General features: G+C 74.9%; 20 protein-coding genes. 12 read left to right on the top strand and 8 right to left on the bottom strand.

The window, feature by feature from the left end:
- Positions 1-58: 58 nt before the first annotated feature.
- The gene (locus ACFSJS_RS21995; protein ID WP_380903084.1) at positions 59-1,039 is read left to right on the top strand and encodes a helix-turn-helix domain-containing protein; all 981 of its coding nucleotides are present in this window, start codon (positions 59-61) and stop codon (positions 1,037-1,039) included.
- A gap of 18 nt (positions 1,040-1,057) precedes the next feature.
- Here the strand turns inward: ACFSJS_RS21995 and ACFSJS_RS21990 are convergent, their stop codons facing one another.
- The 3 genes from ACFSJS_RS21990 to ACFSJS_RS21980 all read right to left on the bottom strand — a co-directional run bounded on the left by ACFSJS_RS21990 (position 1,058) and on the right by ACFSJS_RS21980 (position 3,648).
- Entirely contained in the window at positions 1,058-1,768 is a 711-nt protein-coding gene (locus tag ACFSJS_RS21990) for an NADPH-dependent F420 reductase (protein ID WP_380903082.1), read from the bottom strand.
- Positions 1,769-1,981: 213 nt separating this feature from the next.
- Positions 1,982-2,650, bottom strand: a complete 669-nt coding sequence (locus ACFSJS_RS21985; RefSeq protein WP_380903080.1) for a GOLPH3/VPS74 family protein — start codon at positions 2,648-2,650, stop codon at positions 1,982-1,984.
- A 260-nt stretch (positions 2,651-2,910) separates the two neighbouring features.
- The gene (locus tag ACFSJS_RS21980; RefSeq protein WP_380903078.1) at positions 2,911-3,648 is read right to left on the bottom strand and encodes a FadR/GntR family transcriptional regulator; all 738 of its coding nucleotides are present in this window, start codon (positions 3,646-3,648) and stop codon (positions 2,911-2,913) included.
- Between the two features lie 101 nt (positions 3,649-3,749).
- On the opposite strand from ACFSJS_RS21980, the gene ACFSJS_RS21975 reads away from it, so the two are divergent.
- The 4 genes from ACFSJS_RS21975 to ACFSJS_RS21960 all read left to right on the top strand — a co-directional run bounded on the left by ACFSJS_RS21975 (position 3,750) and on the right by ACFSJS_RS21960 (position 8,703).
- Positions 3,750-5,189, top strand: coding sequence for a sialate:H+ symport family MFS transporter (locus ACFSJS_RS21975; protein WP_380903076.1), 1,440 nt, complete (start codon positions 3,750-3,752; stop codon positions 5,187-5,189).
- Positions 5,189-6,121, top strand: a complete 933-nt coding sequence (locus tag ACFSJS_RS21970) for a dihydrodipicolinate synthase family protein (RefSeq protein ID WP_380903074.1) — start codon at positions 5,189-5,191, stop codon at positions 6,119-6,121. Before ACFSJS_RS21975 ends, ACFSJS_RS21970 begins: the two co-directional genes overlap by 1 nt.
- 45 nt (positions 6,122-6,166) lie before the next feature.
- Positions 6,167-7,432, top strand: a complete 1,266-nt coding sequence (locus ACFSJS_RS21965) for a sialidase family protein (protein WP_380903072.1) — start codon at positions 6,167-6,169, stop codon at positions 7,430-7,432.
- A 380-nt stretch (positions 7,433-7,812) separates the two neighbouring features.
- Positions 7,813-8,703, top strand: a complete 891-nt coding sequence (locus ACFSJS_RS21960) for a fructosamine kinase family protein (protein ID WP_380903070.1) — start codon at positions 7,813-7,815, stop codon at positions 8,701-8,703.
- 105 nt (positions 8,704-8,808) lie between these two features.
- Here the strand turns inward: ACFSJS_RS21960 and ACFSJS_RS21955 are convergent, their stop codons facing one another.
- The 4 genes from ACFSJS_RS21955 to ACFSJS_RS21940 form a co-directional block, all read right to left on the bottom strand.
- Complete coding sequence (locus tag ACFSJS_RS21955) at positions 8,809-9,351, bottom strand: DapH/DapD/GlmU-related protein (protein WP_380903068.1); 543 nt, start codon at positions 9,349-9,351, stop codon at positions 8,809-8,811.
- Between the two features lie 306 nt (positions 9,352-9,657).
- Positions 9,658-11,142 (bottom strand): SulP family inorganic anion transporter, encoded by a 1,485-nt coding sequence (locus ACFSJS_RS21950; protein WP_380903066.1) that lies wholly within the window; start codon positions 11,140-11,142, stop codon positions 9,658-9,660.
- Positions 11,139-11,744 carry a carbonic anhydrase gene (locus tag ACFSJS_RS21945; RefSeq protein ID WP_380903064.1) on the bottom strand — a complete coding sequence of 202 codons (606 nt, stop codon included), beginning with the start codon at positions 11,742-11,744 and terminating at the stop codon, positions 11,139-11,141. Before ACFSJS_RS21945 ends, ACFSJS_RS21950 begins: the two co-directional genes overlap by 4 nt.
- Positions 11,745-12,473: 729 nt before the next feature.
- Positions 12,474-13,472: a GlxA family transcriptional regulator gene (locus ACFSJS_RS21940; protein ID WP_380903062.1), complete on the bottom strand. Its 999-nt coding sequence runs from the start codon at positions 13,470-13,472 to the stop codon at positions 12,474-12,476.
- A gap of 52 nt (positions 13,473-13,524) precedes the next feature.
- Between ACFSJS_RS21940 and ACFSJS_RS21935 the strand changes: the two genes are divergently transcribed.
- The 4 genes from ACFSJS_RS21935 to ACFSJS_RS21920 all read left to right on the top strand — a co-directional run bounded on the left by ACFSJS_RS21935 (position 13,525) and on the right by ACFSJS_RS21920 (position 17,413).
- Positions 13,525-13,920 (top strand): cupin domain-containing protein, encoded by a 396-nt coding sequence (locus ACFSJS_RS21935; protein ID WP_380903060.1) that lies wholly within the window; start codon positions 13,525-13,527, stop codon positions 13,918-13,920.
- A gap of 104 nt (positions 13,921-14,024) precedes the next feature.
- Complete coding sequence (locus ACFSJS_RS21930) at positions 14,025-15,470, top strand: glyceraldehyde-3-phosphate dehydrogenase (protein ID WP_380903058.1); 1,446 nt, start codon at positions 14,025-14,027, stop codon at positions 15,468-15,470.
- 225 nt (positions 15,471-15,695) lie between these two features.
- Positions 15,696-16,781 (top strand): S-(hydroxymethyl)mycothiol dehydrogenase, encoded by a 1,086-nt coding sequence (locus ACFSJS_RS21925; RefSeq protein ID WP_380903056.1) that lies wholly within the window; start codon positions 15,696-15,698, stop codon positions 16,779-16,781.
- Positions 16,781-17,413, top strand: coding sequence for an MBL fold metallo-hydrolase (locus ACFSJS_RS21920; RefSeq protein WP_380903054.1), 633 nt, complete (start codon positions 16,781-16,783; stop codon positions 17,411-17,413). The genes ACFSJS_RS21925 and ACFSJS_RS21920 overlap by 1 nt, the downstream gene beginning before the upstream one ends.
- Before the next feature lie 68 nt (positions 17,414-17,481).
- Here ACFSJS_RS21920 and ACFSJS_RS21915 read toward each other — a convergent pair whose 3' ends face one another.
- Complete coding sequence (locus ACFSJS_RS21915; protein ID WP_380903052.1) at positions 17,482-18,117, bottom strand: TetR family transcriptional regulator C-terminal domain-containing protein; 636 nt, start codon at positions 18,115-18,117, stop codon at positions 17,482-17,484.
- 132 nt (positions 18,118-18,249) lie between these two features.
- Between ACFSJS_RS21915 and ACFSJS_RS21910 the strand changes: the two genes are divergently transcribed.
- The 3 genes from ACFSJS_RS21910 to ACFSJS_RS21900 all read left to right on the top strand — a co-directional run bounded on the left by ACFSJS_RS21910 (position 18,250) and on the right by ACFSJS_RS21900 (position 23,235).
- On the top strand, positions 18,250-20,835 hold the full coding sequence (locus ACFSJS_RS21910; RefSeq protein WP_380903050.1) for a glycoside hydrolase family 3 protein: 2,586 nt from the start codon (positions 18,250-18,252) through the stop codon (positions 20,833-20,835).
- Between the two features lie 137 nt (positions 20,836-20,972).
- A complete protein-coding gene (locus ACFSJS_RS21905; protein WP_380903048.1) occupies positions 20,973-22,877 on the top strand; it encodes an RICIN domain-containing protein in 1,905 nt (634 codons plus the stop codon).
- Between the two features lie 91 nt (positions 22,878-22,968).
- A complete protein-coding gene (locus ACFSJS_RS21900; RefSeq protein WP_380903046.1) occupies positions 22,969-23,235 on the top strand; it encodes a hypothetical protein in 267 nt (88 codons plus the stop codon).
- Positions 23,236-23,255: the final 20 nt, after the last annotated feature.

Genomic DNA, 23,255 nt, shown 5'->3' with positions numbered 1-23,255 from the left:
CACGGGCCGCCCGCGTCCGCCGGTACGGTAGGAACTCCCCCTGAGGGAGGTTCAAGAGATGGCGTCCGACGGCTTGTTGGGCATCGGGGAACTCGCCGAGCGGGCGGGCACCACCGTCAAGACCGTCCGCTTCTACTCCGACCGCGGTCTGCTGCCCGAGGCCGCCCGCAGCGCCGGGGGCCACCGCCGCTACGCGCCGGAGGCGCTCGAACGGCTCCGGACGATCCGCGCCCTGCGCGCCCTGGAGGTGCCGGTCGCGGAGGTGGGCCGCGCCCTGGACCGCCGCGGGGCGCTGGAGGAGGCCGTCGACGGGCGGCTGCGGGAGCTCGGCCCGCAACTGGCCGCCCTGCGCTGGCGGGAGGCGGCCCTCCGGCTGGTCCGGGACTGCGCCGACGAGGAGCGCGCCGACCGCGTCCGGCTGATCGGCGGCATCCCCTTCCCGCCCGGCACGGACGCCCCGGCGCGCTTCTGGCGGCGCTGGCTCCCCCCGCGGCTCCCGGCCCGCGTGGTCGCCGCCGTCGTGGACCGGGCGGTGCCGCACCTTCCGGCCGAACCGACCCCGGAGCAGGTGCTGGCCTTCGCCCGGCTGAACGCCCTGGTCTCCCGCCCCTGCCCCGGGAGGGGCCCCGGGCACCAGCCCGCGGCGCACGGACCGGACCACCGTCCGGCCGTCCTCTACGAGGGACTCGCGGAGGCCTACGAACTGGCGGCGGTACGGATGCGGGCCGGCCGCGCACCGCACGGGGGCGAGGCGCTCGACTGCTTCGTCGACGCCTACGCCCGCTCGTGCGGCGGGCGCGACACGCCCGGCTTCCGCCGCCGCCTCGGCGCCCGGCTCGCGGCCGATCCCCGCATCGACCGCTACTGGGAGCTCGCCGCCGAACTGGCCCCCTCGGCCTCCGGGGTGCCCGAACCGACACCCGGCGCCGCCCACGACTGGCTCTGCGCCGCCCTGGACGGCCGGTCCGCCGCCCCGGACGACCGGTCCGCCGCCCCGGACGGCCGGTCCGCCGACCGGGCCGGCCGGCGGACCGGCTGACGGCCGCGGGGAGGGGGGTCAGGCGCGGAAGTCCGCGGGCCGTTCGGGGGAGGCCTCCGCCAGGGCCCTGGCGACCTCCTCGACGCCGCCCCGCATCCCGTACACGGGGGTGCCGGGCTGCTGGCGCCAGGACTCGTCGATGCCCCCGGCGTCCACGGTGTCGAAGCCGAGCCGGTCGATCAGGTCCCTCACGCGCCGCTTGGCGTCCTCGTCGTCCCCGGCCACCGGCAGCGCCATGCGCTCCGGGTCCCCCTCGGGGCGCGGCCTGTCGAGGATGTCCTGGGCGTAGGTGCCGTTGAACGCCTTGACGACCGGGTGGCCGATCTGCCGTTCGGTCCAGCGGCTCTCGGTCAGCCCCTCGTCCTCGATGGCGTCGATCCGGCCGTCGCGCTGCTTCGGGTAGTAGTTGCCGGTGTCGATGACGGCCACGCCGGGTGCGGCTTCGTCGAGCAGTCCGGCGGGCAGGTCGGGCACGGCCTTCAGCGGGACGGTGATCACCACGATCTCCGCTCCCCGCGCGGCCTCGGCCGCGGTGACCGGGGTGGCCCCGGTCTCCTCGGCGAGTGCGGTGAGGGTGTGGGGACCGCGGGAGTTGGCCACCGACACCTCGTGGCCGAGGGCGGTCAGCCGCCGGGTCAGATTGCCGCCGATGTTGCCCGCGCCGATGATGCCGATCTTCATCGAGTTCCCTTCCGTGTCCGTCCGTGGGGCGGGCCGGCCGGCCCGCACCGGCCCGGAGCGGACCCGCGGCCCGCGCCGTCCGGCTTCCGGGCCAACTCCGCGGCGGGGGACTCCATTCCCCGGGCCCCACGGGTGGTGCGGCGCCGGGAACCGCAGGAGGCTCTTCCATCGGGGGCCGTCGCGGGTCCCGTCCGCGGACGCCGCCGGCGCGGGTGAGCGCGTCCGGCCCGGCCCGCGCCGGCGGCGCTCACCGGCCCGCGCTCACCCCGCGGCGCCCGCCGCCGCGGTCGCGGCCACGACCGCGGCCGTCGCCGCCTGGATGGCCTCGATCGCGCCGCGGACGGCCTCCCCGGCCCACTGCCCCTCGGCGATCTCCTTCGTGCGGCTCCTGGCGGCGCGCTGGTCGGCGCCGGGGAAGGCCTGCCGGTGGAGCTTCGCGCCGTGCACCAGGGCCACCAGGCTCGCGGTGCGCTCGTCCGGCTGCTCGCCGCCGAGGACGACGGCCTCCAGCCTCTGCCGCAGCGCCTTCTCCACCGAACCGTCCGTCTCCGGGTAGCGGGTCACCGGGAAGAGCCCCAGCACCTTGGACTTCTCCTCCCGGACCAGTCCACGCTCCACCAGGGCCCGGTTCGCGCCGGACACGGCCGCCTTGCGGAGGTGCTGGACGCAGTCCTTGGTCCTGCGGGGCCTGCGTCTGCCCCCGTTCCCCTCGGCGATCCGGGCGAGCACCTCGTCCAGGGCGGGGTTGCCCAGCGGGCCGGGGTCCCGCACGCACACGCGGTCGTCGACCACCTCCACCCGCCCGGCGAGCACCAGCTCCAGCACGGCGGCCCCGGCGACGGCGCAGGCCGTCCTGGTCTCCTCCCGGACCCTGCCCGTCTCGTCGTCGAGCGACAGCAGCAGCACCTGCTCCCCCAGCGTGGCCTCCACGTCGTCTCCCCTCTCCTGCGTACCGTTCCCGGACCGGGCCACCGTACCGCCGTGCGGGAGAGGGGGACCGTGCCCGGCCCTCCCGCGATCGGGCCCCGCAGAGCGCCCTTCCGCCCGGGGCCGAGCGGCGGACGGCGACGCCGGACCACCGCCGTTCCGCTGCGGGGAGGCTGCGGGGGAGACAGGAGGGGCGCAGGGGTCGCGGCGCGCCTCTTCGGGCGCCGGCCGCCGGCGTCCGCGGACTCCGCGCCCCGGCCCCCTCAGTCCGCGTCGCGCTCCCGGCCCCCGCCCAGGCGGTCGATGCGGGCGAGGATGTCGGCGAAGTGGCTCTCGATCGCCTCGGCGGCGCGGCCGGGATCGCGGTCGCGCAGCGCCTCGACCACGCGGCGGTGCAGCCGCACCACCTGCTCGTGGTCGGTCTCGGGCTTGCCGATCTCGTGCTCCAGCTGCCGGTAGACGTCCCAGAAGAGGGCGATGAGCTGGAGGACCACGGCGTTCTCCAGCGGCTCGTACAGCAGTTCGTGGAACCGGCGGTCGTGGCCGGCCCGGCCCTCGGCCCCGTCGGCGGCGAGGGCGTCCAGTTCGCGGTCCAGCCGGTCCAGGTGGTCGTCGGTCAGCTGGACCGCCGCCCGGCGTATCAGGCCGCCCTCCAGCAGGGCGCGCACCTCCACGATGTCGCGCAGGGCCCGGTGGTCCTCGCGCTTGACGGCCAGGCGCGTGTGGAAGAGCAGCCCGGGGGCCAGCGACCGCAGCCCGGGGGCGCCCACGTAGGTGCCGTAACCGTGGCGGATGTCGACGATTCCGAGGGCCTGGAGGCTCTTGAGCGCCTCGCGCACCGAGTTGCGGCTGACACCGAGCGCGCGCATCAGCTCCTGCTCGGCGGGGAGGGCGTCGCCCGCGTCCAGGTCCAGCGCCATGATCAGCTCGACGAGCCGGTCCTGCACCGAGGGCCGACGGGTCGGGGGCCCGGCGAGCGGGGGGTTGTGGAGCGGTGGCATGGGGCCTAGGGTACTCCTACCCCTAGGACGTCCTACCTCCCACCTCCCACCTCCCACCTCTCGTCCCGGAGTCCCGCCGCTCCCGCCCCGAGGAGAGCCGCATGCCCACCGAGAGCACCGTGCCGCGCCGCCGGCGCGACGACCTGGCCGCGCAGGACTGGAAGGCGTTCGGCGCCGCCTGGCTGGGCTACGCCATGGACGGCTTCGACTTCGTCCTCATCACCCTCGTCCTGACCGAGATAGCCCACGACTTCGGCCTGTCCCCGGTCACCGCCGCCACCCTGGTGTCCGCCGCCTTCGTCTCCCGCTGGTTCGGCGGTCTGGCCATCGGGGCGCTCGGCGACCGCTTCGGCCGCCGCCCCGCCATGGTGCTGAGCATCGTCCTGTACGCCGTGGGCTCCGCGCTGTGCGGCTTCGCCTGGGACTACTGGTCGCTGTTCGCCTTCCGCATGGTCGTCGGCCTGGGCATGGCGGGCGAGTACACCGCCAGCGCCACCTACGTCATCGAGAGCTGGCCGAAGCGGCTGCGCAACACCGCCAGCGGGCTGCTGCTGTCCGGCTACCCGGTCGGCACCGTGCTCGCCGCCGAGTGCTACGCCTGGGTGGTCCCGGCCACCAACTGGCGGGTGCTGTTCTGGATCGGCATCCTCCCCGTCGTCCTGGCCGTCTGGCTGCGCAGGCGGCTGCCGGAGGCGAAGGACTGGCAGGAGGCGTACGGGTCGGGCGAGCGCCCCGTCAGCGCCACCGGCATGCTCTTCGCCGGGCGCCGGGCCGTGTGGAACCTCCCGCTGTGCGGGGTGGCCGCACTCTCCGTCTTCCTGGTGCTGCGCGGTCAGTCCACGGCCGTCGGCCTGCTGCTGACCGTCGTGATCGCGGCGTGCTTCGTGGCGATGGCGGTGCAGTTCGCCGGACGGCTGTGGCCGGTGGTGGTGGCCCTGATGGTCACCGTCTTCTGCGCCTTCCTCTACTCCTGGCCCCTGCAGTCGCTGCTGCCCACCTACCTCAAGACCGAGCTGCACTACGACCCCGGCCAGGTCTCCGACGCCCTGCTCTACGCCGGACTGGGCTACGCGGCGGGCAGCGTCCTGGCCGGCTGGCTCGGCGACCGCTTCGGTACCCGCCGCACCTACGCCGGGATGCTCGTGGCCTCACTGGCGGTCGTCTGGCCGGTGTTCGCGATCGGGGAGGGCAACACGGTGGCGCTGTGGGTGCTGCTGTTCCTGCTGCTGGCCACCGGTCAGGGCGCCTCCGGAATCCTCCCCAAGTACGTCTCCGAGCACTACCCGATCCGGTTCCGCGCCGCCGGACTGGGCTTCAGCTACAACGTCGGCGCGCTGGGCGGAGCCGCCGCGCCCGTCCTGGGCACCCGGCTGGCCGAACCCCTCAGCCTCGGCACGGCCATCGCGGTCCTGGCCATCGGCCTGACCGCCGTAGTGGTGCTGCTGGTGGGCTTCGACGTACCCGCCCGCATCCAGCGCCTGGCCGACGCACGCGACGCCGTGCCGCCGCCCGGCATCCCGCAGAAGAGCGAGAAGGTCTGATGTTCCACGGAATCATCCCTCCCCTGTGCACCCCGCTGACCGAGGACGGCGAGGTCGACACCGCGTCGCTGGAGCGCCTGTGCGGCTTCCTGCTGGACGCGGGCGTCCACGGCCTGTTCGTGTGCGGATCCACCGGGGAGGTCTCCCAGCTCACCGACCGGGCCAGGGCCGCCGCCCTGCGCACCGTCGTGGGCACCGCGGCCGGCCGGGTCCCCGTCCTGGCAGGCGTCGTCGACACCGCCACGCCCCGCGTCGTCGAGCACGCCCGCACGGCCCGGGAACTGGGTGCCGACGCGGTGGTGGCCACCGCCCCCTTCTACGTCGGCACCGCCCTGCCCGAGGTGCGCGACCACTACCGCCGCCTGGCCGCGGCGGTGGACGTCCCCGTGGTCGCCTACGACATCCCCTCCAACGTCGGCCGCAAGCTGCCCGCCGAGCTCCTGGGCGAGCTGGCCCGCGACGGTGTGATCGCCGCCGTCAAGGACTCCAGCGGCGACCTGGAGTCCTTCCAGCGCCTCCTGGACGCCACCGACGGCACCGGCACCGCCTGCCTGACGGGCTCGGAGAAGCTCGCCGACCTGGCCCTGCTGCGGGGGGCCCACGGGGTGGTCCCCGGTCTGGGCAACATCGACCCCCACGGCTACCTGCGCCTGCACCGGGCGGCGGGCGACGGAGACTGGGACACCGCGCGCCGCGAGCAGCGGAGGCTGACCCGTCTGTTCGCCGCCGTCACCGCCGCCGCCGACCCCGCCCGGGTCGGCCCCGTCTCCGCCGCCCTGGGCGCCTTCAAGACCGCCCTGGTGCTCCGCGGCGTCATCGACCGCGCCGACACCCTCCCCCCGCTGCTCCCCCTGACCGGGGAGGAGACCGAACGGATCGCCACCTGCCTGGCCGACGCCGGCCTCCTGCCGGAGCCGGCCTCCCGCACCTGACCCGCGGTACCCGGAGCACACCTCCCGAAGGAGGAAGAACCGACCATGCCCCTCCACCGACGGCATCTCCTCGCCCTCCCCCTGGCCGCCGCGGCCGGCGCGGCCCTCACCACCCGGGCCGCGCACGCGGCCCCCTCCACCGGGGGAGGCCGGGAAACCGGCGGGGCCGCCGCACCGGCGCGCCCCCCGGCGGACCCACCGGCCGCCGCCTCCGCCACCTCCGTCCCCTTCACCTCCGGCACCGAGGGGTACGACACCTTCCGCATCCCGGCGGTCGTGCGCACCCGGCGGGGCACCCTGGTCGCCTTCGCCGAGGGCCGCGCGGCCTCCGGCAGCGACACCGGGGAGATCGACGTCGTCGCCCGCCGCTCGACCGACGGCGGCCGCACCTGGGGCCCGCTGGTCCGCGTCAAGGGCGGCGACGGCGACACCCACGGCAACCCCGCCCCGGTCGTGGATCCGCGCACCGGCCGCATCACCCTGCTGACCTGCCGCAACGCCGCCGGCGTCACCGAGCACCAGATCATGGCGGGGGAAGCGACCGCCGAGCAGACCCGGCGGGTGTTCGTCCAGCACAGCGACGACGACGGACGCACCTGGTCGGCGCCCGCCGAGATCACCGCCGACGTCAAGGAGCCCGGTTGGCGCTGGTACGCCACCGGCCCCGGCCACGCCCTGGCCCTGACCACCGGGCCCCACCGCGGCCGGCTGGTCGTCCCCGCCAACCACTCCACGGCTCCGCCGCCCGGTTCGCCCGACACCGGCACCGAGGCGAAGTACTACGGCGGCCACTGCTGCTACAGCGACGACGGCGGCCGCACCTGGCGCATCGGCTTCACCGACGGCACACCCGACGGGACGGTCAACGCCAACGAGAGCACCGCCGCCCAACTCCCCGACGGCCGGATCTACTTCAACGCACGCGATCAGCACGGCACCGCGGAGGGCACCCGCTGCGACGCCCACAGCGCCGACGGCGGCCTCACCCTGACCGGCCCCTACCGGCCGCAGCCCGCGCTGACCGGGCCCGTGGTCCAGGGCAGCGTCCTGCAGCCGACGGGCGGGCCCCTGCTCTACGCGGGCCCCGCCGACCCCGGCTCCCGCGCCCGCATGACGATCAGGGCCAGCCGCGACGGCGGAGTCCACTGGAGCGCCGTCCACGAGGTGTCGGCGGCGCCCGCCGCCTACTGCGACCTGGTCCAGGTCGACCGGACCACCGTCGGCCTGCTGTACGAGACGGGGGAGAGGAGGCCGTACGAGACCGTCACCTTCGTCCGCGTACCGCTCGCCGTCCTGCGGCCGCCCGTGTGACGCCGTGGCCGGGGTTCTGCGGAGGGCCGCACGGACCGCCGCGGAACCCCGGGCCGGGGGAGCGGCGCAGGCCGCGCGAGCCGCGCCGCCGGCCGCCTCGAAGCGGCCCGTGCCCCGACCGGGCCCGGACGGGGTCCGAGCCCGGCGGCTTCGGAATCCACCGGGAGCCGAGGCGGGCCCCGCGGGACGGTCCGCGCATGCCGACCGACACCGGCGCGTCCACCAGGACGGCGATTCCCGGCCCGACGGCCCCGACCGAGCTCGTCGGAAAGAGCGCTTCCGGCTACGCGGAGCTGCGCGCGGTCCGGGTCCGCGGTCACCGGTGAACGCGGCCGGAACGGTCCCTGGTGTGTGCGGGAGAAGCATGGTTCGGTGTTCGGGTGTCTGGCGAAGAGATACTCACCCAGCGTCTCCGTGAGGCGGGATACGCGGCCAAGGAGGTGGAGGAGGCAGCCGGCGGAGTGGTCGCAATCGCCGGGCTGGTGACCCTCGAGGACGATTCCCAGGTGTTCGCGAAGACGCTCCTCGGACCGGACCGGGACGTTTTCCCCGTCGAGGCCGCCGGCCTGGCGGAACTCCGCGAAACCGGCGGGGTGATCACGCCGGAGGTGCTGTGCGCCTCGCCCCGGCTGCTGGTGCTGGAGAGGATGTGGCCGCGCCGCGACGACGAGCGTTTCTGGGAGCGGCTCGCCCACGCGGTCGCCGCCCTGCACACCTCCACGGCCGCCGAGCGGTTCGGCTGGCACCGTCCGGGCCGGCTGGGCCGGCTGCGCCAGGACAACACCTGGGACAGCGACGGCCACGCGTTCCTCGCGGAGCGGCGCATCCTGCGCTGGCTGCCGGAACCCCTGGTCGAGGCGGCCTTCGACGCCGCGGAGCGGCAGGCCCTGGAGCGGCTCTGCGCGGCCCTGCCCGAACTCGTGCCGGACCGGCCCCCGTGCCTGACCCACGGCGATCTGTGGCAGGGGAACATCGTCGCCACCGCCGACGGCGCGCCCGCGCTCATCGACCCCGCCGTGTCCTACAACTGGCCGGAGATCGACCTCAGCATGCTGTGGTGCTCGCCGCGCCCGCCCGCCTCGGACCGCTTCTTCGCCGTGTACGAGGAGGTCACCGGGATCGACGACGGCTGGCGGGACCGGATGGACCTCTTCCATCTCCGGGAACTCCTGAGCGTCATCGCCCACGGCGACGACGACTGGGGAGCGGCGGAGGCCGTGCGGAGGATCATCGCCCCGTTCCGGCGGGACGGCGGCCCGGCGACGGTGTGACCGGCGTGCCGCCGCCGGACTCCCCGCCCGGGGCCCGGCGCGCCGGCTCTCCCGCGGCGGCGGTGGCTGCCCGCAGTCGGGCTCGGCGTGGCTCCGAAGAGGCCGTCACCACTGCCGGTGCACGGTCGCCTTGCCGCCGGTCACCAGACTCGCCGGCGGAACGTCGTCGGCCACGACCGCGCCGGCGGCGACCACGGCGTCACGGCCGATGCTGACGCCGGGCAGGATCGTGGCACCGGCACCGATCCACACGTTCTCCGCCACGTCGATGGGCGCACCGGTGAGGTACAGCCGCCGCTCCCGGGGATCGACCGGGTGGCCGCTGGTGATGAACGTGACCTTCGGTCCGATCATCACGCGCTCGCCGAGCCGGATACCGGCATAGTCCAGGAACGTGCAGTTCTGGTTGATGAAGACGCGGTCGGCGAGGTCGAGGTTCAGGCCGTGGTCCGTGTAGAAGGGCGGGTAGATCGTGACTCCCGGCGGCAGCGGCCTGCCAAGGATCTGCTCGAACAGTTCCGCCTTGCCCGCTTCGTCCTCGAAGGGCAGGACGTTCAGGCGGGAGGTGAGCTCGGTGACCTGCAGGACCCTGTCGGCCATGGCCTGGAACTCGGCGCTGTGGATGCGCATGAGACGGTCGCCGGACATGGCGCGGTCCTTTCCGCGTACCGGTGGCGGGACAGGACTCACCGGACGATCGAGGTCGAGGGGTGCCGAACGGGGACGGGAACGAGGGCGTCCGGGATCGTCTTGCGGCGGACGCCCCGGACACCCCCGCGGCGGCACCCTATGTGAACACCGGCAGCCCGCCGAAAGCGTCCCCGCACCCGGCCGCCGGCACCTCGGTGCGGGAGCGGCGGCGCGCGGATCGCGGCCTCCGCCCCGGGGGTGCCCACCGGGCGCGGCCGTCCCGGCCCACTGGACCACCGGACCGGGACGGCCGTCTCGCCGGGGTCAGGCGGGCAGGCGGACGGGGACGGCTCCTTCCTCGTTGTGCTGCTCGGCCCACCCCGCCAGGGCGGTCCGGCAGGCGTGGTCCAGGTGGCGCAGGCCCGACAGGTCCAACTCGATCGCCCGGTCGCGCGGCAGCGCCTCCAACTCGTCCAGCAGCTTGGGGAGCCGCAGGAAGGTCGCGTTGCCGAGCACGCGCACCCGGAGGGGGCCCGTGCCGTCGTGGAGCGGCCCGGAGACCTCCAGGTGGACGTGGGAGGTCTCCCAGGCCGATTTCACGACCGCCGCGAGCAGGCCGATGAGGACCCCCTGGAACATGTCCGTGACCACGATCGCGACGGCGGTGACGGCGAGGACCACCGCCTCCCCGCGGTGCTCCCGCCACAGCGGCGGCAGCTCCTTGACCGGGATCAGCTTCCAGCCGGCGTGTACCAGCACGCCCGCCAGCGCGGCCACCGGGATGATCCCCAGCACCGCGGGGAACGCGGCGGCGAAGAGGAGCAGCCACACGCCGTGCAGCACCCGGGACGCCTTGGTCCGCGCTCCCGCCCGCACGTTCGCCGAGCTGCGGACGATCACCGCGGTCATCGGCAGGGCGCCGAGCACGCCGCAGACGGCGTTCCCCGCGCCCTGCGCGACCAGCTCCTTGTCGTAGTCGGTGCGCGGGCCGTCGTGCATCCGGTCCACGGCCGCCGCGCTGAACAGGGTCTCCGCCGAGGCGATCAGGGCGAAGGCCAGCACCGTGCCCAGGACGCCGACCTCCGCCAGCCGCGCGAACCCGTCCGCCCCGGGCGGCTGCACGGAGTCCAGCAGCCCCTGGACCTGGATCCGGGCCACCGGCGGGTCCAGGACGACGGTCGCGGCGGTGGCCAGCGCCACGGCGGCCAGCGGCGCGGGCAGTACCCGTGACACGGACGGCAGGCGCGGCCACAGCACCAGCACCGCGATCGTCCCGGCCCCGATGGCCAGAGCGGCCACGCTGGCCGCCGAACCGAACGCGTCGACGGCCAGCTGCGGCAGTCCGCCGATCTTCGCCAGGCCGCCGGACGGCGCGGAGATGTCGGCCAGGGCGTAGAGCTGGCCGGCGATCAGGACCAGGCCGATGCCCGCCAGCATGCCCTGCACCACGGCCACCGAGACGGCCCGGAACCAGCGGCCCAGGCGCAGCGCGCCCATCGCCAGCTGCAGCGCGCCCGCGGCGAGGACCAGCACTCCCAGCATGTCGAGCCCGTACGTCCGGACGGCTTCGTACACCAGCACCGTCAGGCCCGCGGCCGGTCCGCTGACCTGGAGGCTGCTGCCGGGCAGCAGTCCGGTGACGATCCCGCCGACGATGCCGGTGATCAGTCCCAGTTCCGCGGGGGCCCCGGAGGCCACCGACACGCCCACGCACAGCGGTACGGCCACCAGGAAGACCACGAGCGAGGCGGTGAAGTCCGCCCGCAGGTGCCGCAGGCGGGGCTTGCCCGCCTCCACGGGGGCGCTCACAGCGGGAGGAAGGCGTCGACGGACGGCTGGTGGGTGAGGACCAGCCCGGTGTCCACGGCGTAGAACCAGCCGTGCAGTCGCAGCTGCCCGGCCTCCAGCCGCTCGGCCACGCACGGGTAGCCGCGCAGCCGTTCCAGTTGCTCGCGGACGTTGCGCTGGGCCGCGGCGGCCAGTTCGGGGCCGCCGCCCCCGTCCTGCTCCCCCCGCCCCTCGGGGAGCTGGCTGCGGATCCAGCCGGCGACGGCCGGCACCGCGGTCAGGTCCTCATCCCGTACGCGGGCGCCCACCGCGCCGCAGTACGAGTGGCCGCAGACGACGATGTCGGGTACGCCCAGCACGCCGACCGCGTACTCGATGGTGGCCGCCTCTCCGGTCGGCCGGGTGCCGTAGTGGGGCACGGCGTTGCCCGCCGTGCGCAGCTCGAAGAGTTCGCCCGGCTTCGCGCCGGTGATCAGGGAGGGGATCACCCGGGAGTCCGAGCAGGTGATGAAGAGGGCCTGGGGCGCCTGACCGGCCGCGAGCCGTCCGAAGCGCTCGCGCTCCTCGGGGGCGGAGGCGATCCGCCTGCCCAGGGAGCGCGCGTGGTCGATGAAGTGCTGCACGAGAGTGCCTCCGGAAAGACAGTGTGGTCCGAGCGGGGAGCTTTCCGACGCGAGCCGGCCGGGCCGGTTCGCACGGGCTCCTCAGCAGCGGAACACCTGGAGGCGTGAGGGGATCTCCCCGGGTCTGGGCAGCGCGGCGAGTCGGGAGGGCGAAGGGCGCAGGGCGCTGCGGGCCGCGTGGTCGTGCAGGGGCGCCGCAGCGGGGGGCGGCGCCGCGGAAGAGTTCTTCCCCTGGCCGGTACGGCCGTTCCTGCGGAATTTGCCACGGAGAAGTTCCGTATCACCGCAACGGGATTCCCACTCCGCTGTCTCAGGTACCGGAGTGCGGGGGGAGGACTGGCCGGCGGCCGCATTGGTCGCGGCGGAGGTGCTGATGGGAGTGCCGGTGAGCAGTGACAGAACGGTGAGTGCGCAGACCGCGAGCGCCACTGCCCGGGCGACGGCGGAACGCACCACGGCCAACACCTCCCGAATTCACGGGAGCCAATTCTAGGGATACCGGAAGGCACCCTTCGAGTTGTGGCGAAAATCTTTCCTTTGCCGGTGAGTTAACTTTTTGTGAAGGCGCTGGGCGACGTGTCTCTTCCGTCCGGATGTGTCGGTGGCGCTACCCGCGGAGAAAAGGGGGCGGCCCTCTTCCCACCGGGCCCCCGCGGCGGCGGAGGCGTGCGGGAAAGGACCGAAAACGATCGCCGCGGCGAGCACCGGGCGCCGGTCCGCGCCACCGGGTCACGGCCCGGCCGCCTCCGGGCCGAAGCGGTTGCGGTACTGCGACGGGGTGAGTCCCGTCGCCCGGCGCATCAGCCTCCGCAGGTGGGCGGCGCTGCCCAGACCGCTGCGCCGTGCGACCACCTCCAGGTGCCTCTCGCCGCGCTCGATCAGACGGCACGCGAGGGCGACCCGCTCCCCCGTGAGCCACGCCAGCGGGGTCGTGCCCACCTGCGCGCGGAATCGGCGGTGCAGCGTGGCCGGGCTGACCGACGCGCGCGCGGCGAGGTCGGAGACCGTCAGCGGCGAGTCCAGCCGCTCCTGGGCCCACGCCAGGACGGGTGCCAGCGACTCGTCCGGCGGCTCGGGCACGGGGCGCTCGACGAACTGCCGCTGCCCGCCGTCCCGGTGCGCGGCGAAGACCAGCCGGCGGCTGACGGAGTTGGCCGTCTCCGCGCCGTGGTCACGGCGGACGATGTGCAGCCCCAGGTCGAGGGCGGCCGCGCTGCCGGCGGCGGTGAGGATGTCGCCGTCGTCCACGAACAGCACGTCCTCCTCCAGCCGGACGGACGGGAAGCGGGCCCGGAAGGAGGCCGCCCACTGCCAGTGCGCGGTGGCCCGGCGCCCGTCGAGGACGCCGGCCTCGGCGAGGGTGAAGGCGCCGCTGCACAGACCGACCAGCCGCGCCCCGCGCCGGTGCGCCCGCCGCACGGCGTCGAGCACGGCCGGGCGGCGGGGCACCTCGACGTCGGGCCGGTTGGGGACGATCAGCGTGTCCGCGTGCTCCGCCGCCTCCATCCCGGCGACGCCGGTGAGCGTGAAGAAGCCGTCCCGCATCAGGACGCGGGGCTCGGGGGAGCAGAGCCGGAAGTCGTACAGGTCGCGGCCGAGTTCGGGCCGGCGCAGCCCGAACACCTCGGTGGCGCAGCCGAGTTCGAAGGGGTTGGAGTTCTCGTCCACGATCACGACGACCCGGTGCGGGGCCGGCGCGGGCGCGTCGTGCGAGGAATCGTGCGGCATGTGCGATTCCTAGCACTCGCCCCGGCCGGGCGCCACCGGTGAGGATGCGGCCATGGACAGCGAACCCGTCGCCCTGGAGAGGGCCCTGGCATCCTTCGACGCGCTGTGGAGCCCCCGCATCGTCACGCGCGTCAACGACTACGACGTCCGCGTCGCCAAGGTCGAGGGCGAGCACCTGTGGCACGCCCACGACGACACCGACGAGTTCTTCCTGGTGATCGAGGGGGAGTTGCACATCTCCCTGCGCGAGCCCGCCGGCGAGCGCACCGTCCGGCTCCCCAGGGGAGCGGCCTTCACCGTGCCCCGCGGCACGGAGCACAAGCCGTACGCCCCCGTCCCCACCGCGATCCTGCTGTTCGAACCCACCGGGACGCCGTCGGTCGGGGACCGGCACGAGGAGGTGCCCGACCACGTCGACGCGACGACGGGGCACGAGCTCGGCTCCTGACGTCCCGCTCCCGGGCGGCGCCGGCGGCCCGGGCGGCACCGCCCGGAGGACCGGGACGGCGGGTGGTTATCATATGAGCACCGCCTAGCTCGAAAGATGAACCTGTGACTACCACCGTGGACTCGTTCACCAACTGGAAGAACCGCGAGGAGATCGCGGAGTCGATGATCCCGATCATCGGGAAGCTGCACCGGGAACGGGACGTCACCGTCCTGCTCCACAGCCGCTCCTTGGTGAACAAGTCGGTGGTCAGCATCCTCAAGACCCACCGCTTCGCCCGGCAGATCGCCGGAGAGGAGCTCTCGGTCACCGAGACGCTGCCGTTCCTGCAGGCCCTCACCACGCTCGACCTGGGCCCGTCCCAGATCGACATCGGCATGCTCGCCGCGACCTACAAGGCCGACGACCGCGGCCTCACGGTGGAGGAGTTCACCGCCGAGGCCGTCGCCGGCGCCACGGGCGCCGACAAGGTCGAACGCCGCGAGCCGCGCGACGTCGTCCTCTACGGGTTCGGCCGCATCGGCCGCCTGCTCGCCCGTCTGCTCATCGAGAAGACCGGTTCCGGCAACGGCCTGCGGCTGCGGGCCATCGTCGTGCGCAGGGCCGCGGGCCAGGACATCGTCAAACGCGCCTCGCTGCTGCGCCGCGACTCCATCCACGGCCAGTTCCAGGGCACGATCACCGTCGACGAGGCGAACAGCCTGATCATCGCCAACGGCAACGAGATCAAGGTGATCTACTCCGACGACCCGACGTCGGTGGACTACACGGCGTACGGCATCAAGAACGCCATCCTCATCGACAACACCGGCAGGTGGCGCGACCGCGAGGGCCTCTCCAAGCACCTGCGGCCCGGCATCGACAAGGTCGTCCTGACCGCACCGGGCAAGGGCGACGTCCCCAACATCGTCCACGGCGTCAACCACGACGCGATCAAGCCGGACGAGCGGATCCTGTCCTGCGCCTCGTGCACCACCAACGCGATCGTCCCGCCGCTGAAGGCGATGGCGGACGAGTACGGCGTCCTGCGCGGCCACGTGGAGACCGTCCACTCGTTCACCAACGACCAGAACCTGCTGGACAACTACCACAAGTCCGACCGCCGCGGCCGCTCGGCGCCGCTCAACATGGTCATCACCGAGACCGGTGCCGCCTCCGCCGTCGCCAAGGCGCTGCCCGGCCTCACGGCGAAGATCACCGGCAGCTCGATCCGCGTCCCGGTGCCGGACGTCTCGATCGCGATCCTCAACCTCCAGCTCGCGCGCGAGACCACCCGCGAGGAGGTCCTCGACTACCTCCGCAACGTGTCGCTGACCTCGCCGCTCAAGCGCCAGATCGACTTCATCAGCGCCCCCGACGCGGTCTCCAGCGACTTCATCGGCTCGCGCCACGCCTCGATCGTCGACGCCGGCGCCACCAAGGTCGAGGGCGACAACGCGATCCTCTACCTGTGGTACGACAACGAGTTCGGCTACTCCTGCCAGGTCGTCCGCGTCGTCCAGCACGTCTCCGGGGTGGAGTACCCCACCTACCCGGCCCCGGCGGTCTGACCCCGGCGCGCGGCGGTGGGGGAGCGGTGCGGCAGGGGCGCCGCGCCCCCGCCGCACCGCCGGCCCCGTACGTACGGGCAAACCACTCCCGTTACGGGTACTCCTGGGGTGGACGGCGCGGGCGGAGCCCCGCACGGCCGCGCCGGGGCGTCCCCCGCGGGGCCGGCAGCGGGGAACCACCCGCCCGCCGCGGACACGAGCAGAGACCGAGAGGACGTACGGACGATGTCGCAGAAGGTGCGGGCGGTCGTGGCCCGGGGCAAGGGCCGGCCGGTCGGGGTGGAGACGGTGGTGGTGCCCGACCCGGGGCCGGGGGAGGCGGTGGTGCGGATCCAGGCGTGCGGGGTGTGCCACACCGACCTGCACTACCGGCAGGGCGGGATCTCGGACGACTTCCCGTTCCTGCTGGGACACGAGGCGGCCGGCGTGGTGGAGTCGGTGGGGGCGGACGTGACCGGGGTGGCCCCCGGCGACTTCGTGGTCCTCAACTGGCGCGCGGTGTGCGGACAGTGCCGCGCCTGCCGCCGGGGACGGCCGTGGTACTGCTTCGACACCCACAATGCGACGCAGAAGATGACGCTGGAGGACGGTACGGAGCTGAGTGCGGCGCTGGGCATCGGCGCGTTCGCGGACAAGACACTGGTGGCCGCCGGGCAGTGCACCAAGGTCGACCCGGCCGCCTCCCCGGCGGTGGCCGGACTGCTGGGCTGCGGGGTGATGGCCGGTCTCGGGGCCGCGCTGAACACCGGGAACGTGCAGCGCGGCGACAGCGTGGCCGTCATCGGCTGCGGCGGGGTGGGCGGGGCGTCGGTGATGGGGGCGAACCTGGCCGGGGCGTCGCGGGTCATCGCCGTCGACATCGACGACCGCAAGCTGGAGACCGCGCGGAAGCTGGGCGCCACCCACACCGTCAACTCCCGCACCGCCGACCCGGTGGAGGCGGTCCGCGAACTGACCGGCGGCTTCGGCGCGGACGTGGTGATCGACGCCGTCGGGGTGCCCGAGACCTACCGGCAGGCGTTCTACGCCCGCGACCTGGCGGGAACCGTGGTCCTGGTGGGGGTGCCCACGCCCGAGATGAGGCTGGAACTGCCGCTGCTGGACGTCTTCGGCCGCGGCGGGGCGCTGAAGTCCTCCTGGTACGGCGACTGCCTGCCCGACCGGGACTTCCCGATGCTGATCGACCTCTACCTCCAGGGCCGCTTGGACCTGGACGCCTTCGTCACGGAGACCATCGCCCTGGACGGGGTGGAGGAGGCGTTCGACCGCATGCACGCCGGGGACGTGCTGCGCTCGGTGGTGGTGCTGTGATGGGCGCCGTCCGCATCGACCACCTGACCACCTCCGGCACCTTCACCCTGGACGGCGGCACCTGGGAGGTGGACAACAACGTCTGGATCGTCGGCGACGACGACGAGGCGGTCGTCATCGACGCCGCCCACGACGCCGACGCCGTCGCACGGGCCCTGGCCGGACGGCGGCTGACCGCGATCGTGTGCACCCACGCCCACGACGACCACGTCGGCGCCGCCCCCGCCCTGGCCGAGGCCACCGGCGCGCCGATCCTCCTCCACCCCGAGGACCGGCCGCTGTGGGAGCTGACCCACCCCGGCCGGGCGCCGGACGGGGACCTGTCCGACGGGCAGACCCTCACCGTGGCCGGCACCGCGCTGACCGTGCTGCACACCCCCGGCCACGCACCCGGCGCGGTCTGCCTGCACGCCCCGGCGCTGGGCACCGTCTTCACCGGCGACACCCTCTTCGCCGGCGGTCCCGGCGCCACCGGCCGCTCCTTCTCCCACTTCCCGACCATCATCGACTCCATCCGGGAGAAGCTGCTGACCCTCCCGCCCGAGACGGTGGTGCGCACCGGCCACGGCGAGTCCACCACCATCGGCGCCGAAGCGCCCCACCTGCAGGAGTGGATCGACCGCGGCCACTGACGGCGGTCCGGCGGGACGGGCGGGCGGCCCCGTCCGCCCGTCCCGCCGGGAGCGAACCGCGGCCGGACTCAGGGGCGTTCGCGGGCCGTGTCGGCCAGCAGCGCCGAGATGACGCGCTCGGTGGAGGCGGCCATGTCCACCGAGTCCGGCGAGAGCAGCCACTGGACCTGCAGGCCGTCCATGACGGCGATGATCGCGTTGGCCGAGTCCTCGACGTCCAGGTCCTCCCGCGCCTCGCCGAGCTCGCACGCCTCCCTCAGGGCCTGCGCGACCATGGCGCGCAGGCCCTCGTAGCGGTCGCGGAAGTACTCCTGGGCGGGGTGGTCGTCGGTGACGCTCTCCGCCGACAGCACGGCGTACATGCGCACGATGCCCTCGCGTTCGGCGTTGCGGCGCACGGTGTCGACCAGATGGCGCAGGAAGGCCAGGCCGCGCGGGCGTTCGGGGCCCTGCCGGGCGATGTCGGTCCGGTCGCGCAGCTCCAGGACGCTGGTGAGCAGCAGCGCCTTGGAGCGGAAGTAGTGCAGTACCCCGGCCTGGGTGACGCCCGCGCGGTCGGCGATCTCGGCGAGCGAGGCGTTGTTGTAGCCGCGGGCCGCGAAGGTGTCCATCGCGATGTGCAGGATCTCCTGCTGCCGCTGCCGGGCCTCCGGGCTCCTGGGGACCCGCGGCCGTACCGCACCGCCCGCCTTCTTAGCGCTCATCCGGTGCAGTGTACGGGGCCCCCGGGTGGCGGCGGGAAAGACGCGACCGGCTACTTACTAAGTACTCACTAAGCATGCTTTCATGCTTCCGTTCCGCTATCTCACGCCACGCCCGTGGCCGGAAGGACGCGCATGTCCCCGCTGCTCCCACCCGCCGTCCCGGCACACGGCCCCCCGGCCGCCCCGGTGGACGACGGTGCGCTCCGCCGCCGCCTCCGGAGGCTGGACCCGGAGTCCAAGGTCCGGCTGCTGACCGGGGCGACCCTGTGGTCCCTGCCCGGCGAACCGCGCCTGGGACTGCACCCGGTCGTGATGTCCGACGGCCCCCAGGGGGTGCGCGGCACCGGCGAGGAGCCCGGCGCCACCGGCCTCCTCGCGCCGGCGCCCAGCGCCGTGGCCGCGACCTGGGACCCGGCGCGGGCCGAGCGGCTGGGACGGCTGTTCGCGGCCGAGGCCCTCCGCAAGGGGGTCCACGTGGTGCTGGCGCCGCTGGCGAACCTCCAGCGCACCCCGGTGGCCGGCCGGCACTTCGAGTACTTCTCCGAGGACCCCCTGCTCACCGGGACCCTGGCCGCCGCCGTCGTCCGCGGCCTCCAGGGCGGCGGCGTGGCCGCCTGCCTCAAGCACTACGTGGCCAACGACTCCGAGACCGACCGCACCCGCTACCGCTCCCGGATCGACGAGCGCACCCTGCGCGAGGTCTACCTGGCCCCGTTCGAGCAGGTCGTCGACGAGGCCGGGCCGTGGAGCGTCATGGCGGCCTACTCGGGCGTGGACGACGGGACGGAGTCGGCGCCGATGAGCGAGCACCGGCGGCTGCTGCGCGGGGTCCTGAAGGAGGAGTGGGGGTTCGACGGGCCCGTGGTCAGCGACTGGGCCGCGACCCGCTCCACCGTCGCCTCCGCCCTCGGCGGCCTCGACCTCGTCATGCCGGGGCCCGGCGGCCCGTGGGGAGCGGCGCTCGCGGCGGCCGTCCGGGCGGGCGAGGTGCCCGAGGACCTCGTGGACGACAAGGTGATGCGGCTGCTGAGGCTGGCCCGCAACACCGGCAGGCTCGGCGAGCCGTGGGAACCGGGCGCCCCGCCGCCCCCGCCGCGCCGCGGCCCCGTCCCGCCGGCCGGCGGCCCCACCGAGGCCGACCGCGCCCTGCTGCGGGAGACCGCCGCACGCGGCACCGTCCTGCTGCGCGACGCCCCCGGACTGCTGCCGCTGGACCCCGCCGGCCTCACCGCCGTCGCCCTGATCGGGCCGAACGCGGTCTCCCCCTACCTCCAGGGCGGCGGCAGCGCCTTCGTACCCGCCGCGCGCACGGTCTCCTTCGCCGACGGCCTGCGGGCCGCCCTGCCCGGGAGCACACGGCTCACCGTGCACCGCGGCGGCGACTCCGGGCGCCACGCGCCCTTCGTCCCCGCCGCCCTGCTCACCGACCCCGACGGGAGTGGCCCCGGCGTCCGCGCGGACCACCTGGACGCCGCGGGGGAGCGGCTCGGCGGCGAGGTGCGCGCGACGGGGGACTGGGGCTGCTACCGCGACTTCCCGCCCGGCACCCGCCGCGTGGTGCTGCGCACCGTGCTCACCCTCGGCGAAGCCGGCACGCACCGCCTGGAGTTCGGCTGCGCGGGACGGTTCCGGGTGGAGGTGGACGGCGAGACGGTGTTCCGCGGGGACGACGACCGCGGCGTCGGCCTGGTCCTGGACTCCAGCCACCACCACCCCGGCACGCACGGCGTCGACCTCGCGGTCGGCGGGTCCGGGCCGCGCCGCGTCACGGTGACGGCCGACCTGACCGTCGTGGACGCCGATGGGTACGGCCGCTTCGTCACCGCCCACCTGCGCCACCGGCCGCCCGGACACGACCCCGAGGCGGAGGTCGCCGAGGCGGTCGCCGCGGCCCGGCGGGCCGACGTCGCCGTCGTCGTGGTGGGCACCGACGAGGAGACCGAATCCGAGGGCTGGGACCGCACCGGCCTGGAACTCACCGGCAGCCAGAACGAGTTGGTGCGGCGGGTGGCCGCCGCCAACCCCCGGACCGTCGTGGTCGTCAACGCGGGGGCGCCCCTCCTGCTGCCCTGGGCCCGCGAGGTGCCCGCGCTGCTGTGGGCCTGGCTGCCGGGCCAGGAGGCGGGACACGCGCTGGCCGACGTGCTGCTGGGCCGCACCGAACCGGCCGGCCGCCTCCCGTGGACGCTGCCCGCCCGCGCCGCGGACGTGCCGGTGCCCGACGCCCTGCCGGACGACGGCGTCGTGGCCTACCGCGAGGGAGTCCACATCGGGTACCGGGCCTGGGACCGGGCCGGGACGGCGCCCGCCTTCCCCTTCGGACACGGCCTGGGCTGGACCACCTGGGCCTACGAGTCCGCCACCGCCGCCCCCGCGCCCCCGGACGGACCGGGCGGTCTCCGGGTGGCCGTGGACCTGTCCAACACCGGGCCCCGCGAGGGGCGGGAGGTCGTCCAGGTCTACCTGGAGGCTCCCCCCGGAGGCCCGCCGCGCCCCGTGCGCGCGCTCGCCGGATTCACCGCCGTCCGGGCCGCGGCGGGCGCCCGCGTCCGCACCGTCGTGGACGTGCCCGAACGCGCCTTCCGGACCTGGGACCCCGACCGCGGTCGCTGGTGGACGCCGCCCGGCCGGTACCGGCTGCGCATCGGACGGTCCAGCCGCGACCTGCGGCTCTCCGTCGACGTCGTCCTCGGGGACGGCCGCCCCCCGACCGGCTGACGCGGTGCCGCGGGGCCGTGCCCGCCGCCGCGGCCCGCCCCCACAGCAGCCGCCGCCCGCCCCGCCCCTCCCGCCGCGCTCCGGGAGGGGCGGGACACCGCGGGAGGCGGAGACCCCCACCAGAAGGAGCCGCACGGATGACACACGCCGTCCCACCGAGCACCACCGGAGCGGGCGCCGGATCCGCCGCCCGCCGCGTCCTGGCCGCGTTCGGGGCCCTGCTGCTCGCCGGCGCCGGACCGGCGGCCGCCACCGCCGACACCGCACGGGCGGCCGCCCCCGCCGCCCACGTGTGGGTGACCACCCCGGACGGGAGCAGCAGGCTCGCCGACCGCGGCACGGTCCCCTTCACCGCGCGGCCGCAGGCCGTCGACATCCGCGTCGACGCGGGCAGCACCGGGCAGCGGTTCACCGGCGCCGGGGCCTCCGTGACCGAGGCCTCGGCCCACCTGATCCGGCAACTGCCCCGGGCCGAGCAGGACGCGCTGATGGAGTCGCTGTTCTCGAAGCGGAACGGCATCGGCCTCAACTACCTGCGCCAGCCGCTCGGCAGCACCGACTTCGACGCCGACGGCACCCCCTCCACGTACGAGGACACGCGCGGGAGCTTCAGCATCGCCCGCGACCTGCCGGAGGTCGTGCCGGTCCTCCGGCAGGCCGTCGCCCTCAACCCTGCCATCCGCTTCATGGGCAGCCCCTGGTCGCCGCCCGCGTGGATGAAGACCGGCGGATCCCTGAACGGGGGCGGGCTGAAGCCGGAGCACCACCAGGACTACGCCGACTACCTGGTGAAGGCGGTCAGGGCGTACCAGGCGCAGGGCATCACCCTCACCGACCTGACGGTGCAGAACGAGCCCCTGTTCGCCACCGGTTACCCCTCCACGAGCATGACCGCGGCCGAACAGGCCGCCTTCCTCAGGGTCCTGGACCGCACCCTGACCGCCGCGGGCCTGCCCACCAACGTGCTCGCCCACGACCACAACTGGGACCGTCCCGACTACCCGCTGGCGGTCCTCGACGCCACCCGCGACATCGACCGGGTCATCGGGGCCGCCTTCCACTGCTACGGCGGCACCCCCGAGGCCCAGGAGCAGATCCGCCGGGCCGGCAAGCGGGTGTTCTTCACCGAGTGCTCCGGAACCGACTCCGACCCGCCGAGCCGCACGTTCGCCGACACCCTCCGGTGGCACGCGGAGAACCTCGTCGTCCGCAACGTCCGCAGCGGCGGGGAGACCGTCGTCACCTGGAACCTCGCCCTCGACGGGAACGGCGGCCCGCACCAGGGCCACTGCGGAACCCGGTGCAACGGCGTGGTGGAGATCGAGGGCGGCCGCGTGACCCGGGGCGCCGAGTACTACGTCCTCGGCCACGTCACCCGGTTCGTCGAACCGGGTGCGGTCCGCATCGGCTCCACCACCGAGGGGGCGGGTGGCGTCCGGAACGTCGTCTGGCGGAACCCCGACGGATCGCGGGTCGCCTACGTGGTGAACACCGCGGACTCGGCCCGGACCTTCTCGATCACCGACGCGGGGCGCTCGCTCTCCCACACCCTGCCCGCCGGCGCCGTGGCCACCTTCACCTGGGCGGACTCCGGCATCGACACCTCCCCCTGGTACCAGGTGGTGAACACGGGCAGCGGCAAGTGCCTGGACGCCGCCGGCGGCGGCACCTCGGACGGCACGGCACTGCAGCAGTGGACGTGCCACACCGGCAACGGCAACCAGCTGTGGCGGTTCGAACCCGCCGGCGACGGCCACCACCGCCTCGTCAGCCGCAACGACACCTCCCTGGTCTGGGACGTCGACGGCGGGGCCGGGGCGACGTCCGACGGCGCACGGGTCCACCTGTGGACCTGGGGCGGCGGAACCAACCAGCAGTGGCGGCCGGTCGACCGCGGCGACGGCACGCTCGCCTTCGCCGCCCGCCACAGCGGCAGGTGCCTGGACGTGAGGGACGGATCCACCGCGGACGGCGCCGGCCTGCAGCAGTGGACCTGCCACGGAGGCCCCGCGCAGACCTACCGTCTGGTCCCCCGCCCCTGACCCCCGGCCGGGGCAGCGGGCGCCGGCCCCGCCGGTGCCCGGTGCCCCGGCCGCGGCGCCGATGTCGGAGGGGGCTGGGATGCTGCCGGGCATGAACGAGGAGGAGATCATGAGGGGCCGGGTCTACGGTGCCGACCACGACGACCCGGGCCCGCGGCCGGGCCGCGTCTACCGGGAACTGGTGGGCGGCCCCCTGGACGGACTGCTGCTGGACGTCACCGGCCGCAGGGAGGAGGAACTGCGCGAGGGCGCGGCGCTGGCCACCGAGCTGGGGGCGTTCGGGAGCGGAGGACGGGCCCGGTACGCGCCGCGCCCGGCCGACCCGCGGCGCTGGGACTGGCGCGGTGACACGCCCTGAGCCGGGCCGGGAATCCCCGC

Origin of the sequence: Streptomyces desertarenae (assembly GCF_042681365.1) — a bacterium.
GTDB lineage: Bacteria > Actinomycetota > Actinomycetes > Streptomycetales > Streptomycetaceae > Streptomyces > Streptomyces desertarenae.
This window is presented reverse-complemented; position numbering and strand designations above follow the sequence as displayed.

Bases quoted from the DNA above. Each gene is read 5' to 3' on its own strand.
- ACFSJS_RS21995 (WP_380903084.1), top strand. From the start codon at position 59: ATGGCGTCCGACGGCTTGTTGGGCATCGGGGAACTCGCCGAGCGGGCG.
- ACFSJS_RS21980 (WP_380903078.1), bottom strand. From the start codon at position 3,648: ATGCCACCGCTCCACAACCCCCCGCTCGCCGGGCCCCCGACCCGTCGG.
- ACFSJS_RS21975 (WP_380903076.1), top strand. From the start codon at position 3,750: ATGCCCACCGAGAGCACCGTGCCGCGCCGCCGGCGCGACGACCTGGCC.
- ACFSJS_RS21970 (WP_380903074.1), top strand. From the start codon at position 5,189: ATGTTCCACGGAATCATCCCTCCCCTGTGCACCCCGCTGACCGAGGAC.
- ACFSJS_RS21965 (WP_380903072.1), top strand. From the start codon at position 6,167: ATGCCCCTCCACCGACGGCATCTCCTCGCCCTCCCCCTGGCCGCCGCG.
- ACFSJS_RS21955 (WP_380903068.1), bottom strand. From the start codon at position 9,351: ATGTCCGGCGACCGTCTCATGCGCATCCACAGCGCCGAGTTCCAGGCC.
- ACFSJS_RS21940 (WP_380903062.1), bottom strand. From the start codon at position 13,472: ATGCCGCACGATTCCTCGCACGACGCGCCCGCGCCGGCCCCGCACCGG.
- ACFSJS_RS21935 (WP_380903060.1), top strand. From the start codon at position 13,525: ATGGACAGCGAACCCGTCGCCCTGGAGAGGGCCCTGGCATCCTTCGAC.
- ACFSJS_RS21925 (WP_380903056.1), top strand. From the start codon at position 15,696: ATGTCGCAGAAGGTGCGGGCGGTCGTGGCCCGGGGCAAGGGCCGGCCG.
- ACFSJS_RS21920 (WP_380903054.1), top strand. From the start codon at position 16,781: ATGGGCGCCGTCCGCATCGACCACCTGACCACCTCCGGCACCTTCACC.
- ACFSJS_RS21915 (WP_380903052.1), bottom strand. From the start codon at position 18,117: ATGAGCGCTAAGAAGGCGGGCGGTGCGGTACGGCCGCGGGTCCCCAGG.
- ACFSJS_RS21910 (WP_380903050.1), top strand. From the start codon at position 18,250: ATGTCCCCGCTGCTCCCACCCGCCGTCCCGGCACACGGCCCCCCGGCC.
- ACFSJS_RS21905 (WP_380903048.1), top strand. From the start codon at position 20,973: ATGACACACGCCGTCCCACCGAGCACCACCGGAGCGGGCGCCGGATCC.
- ACFSJS_RS21900 (WP_380903046.1), top strand. From the start codon at position 22,969: ATGAACGAGGAGGAGATCATGAGGGGCCGGGTCTACGGTGCCGACCAC.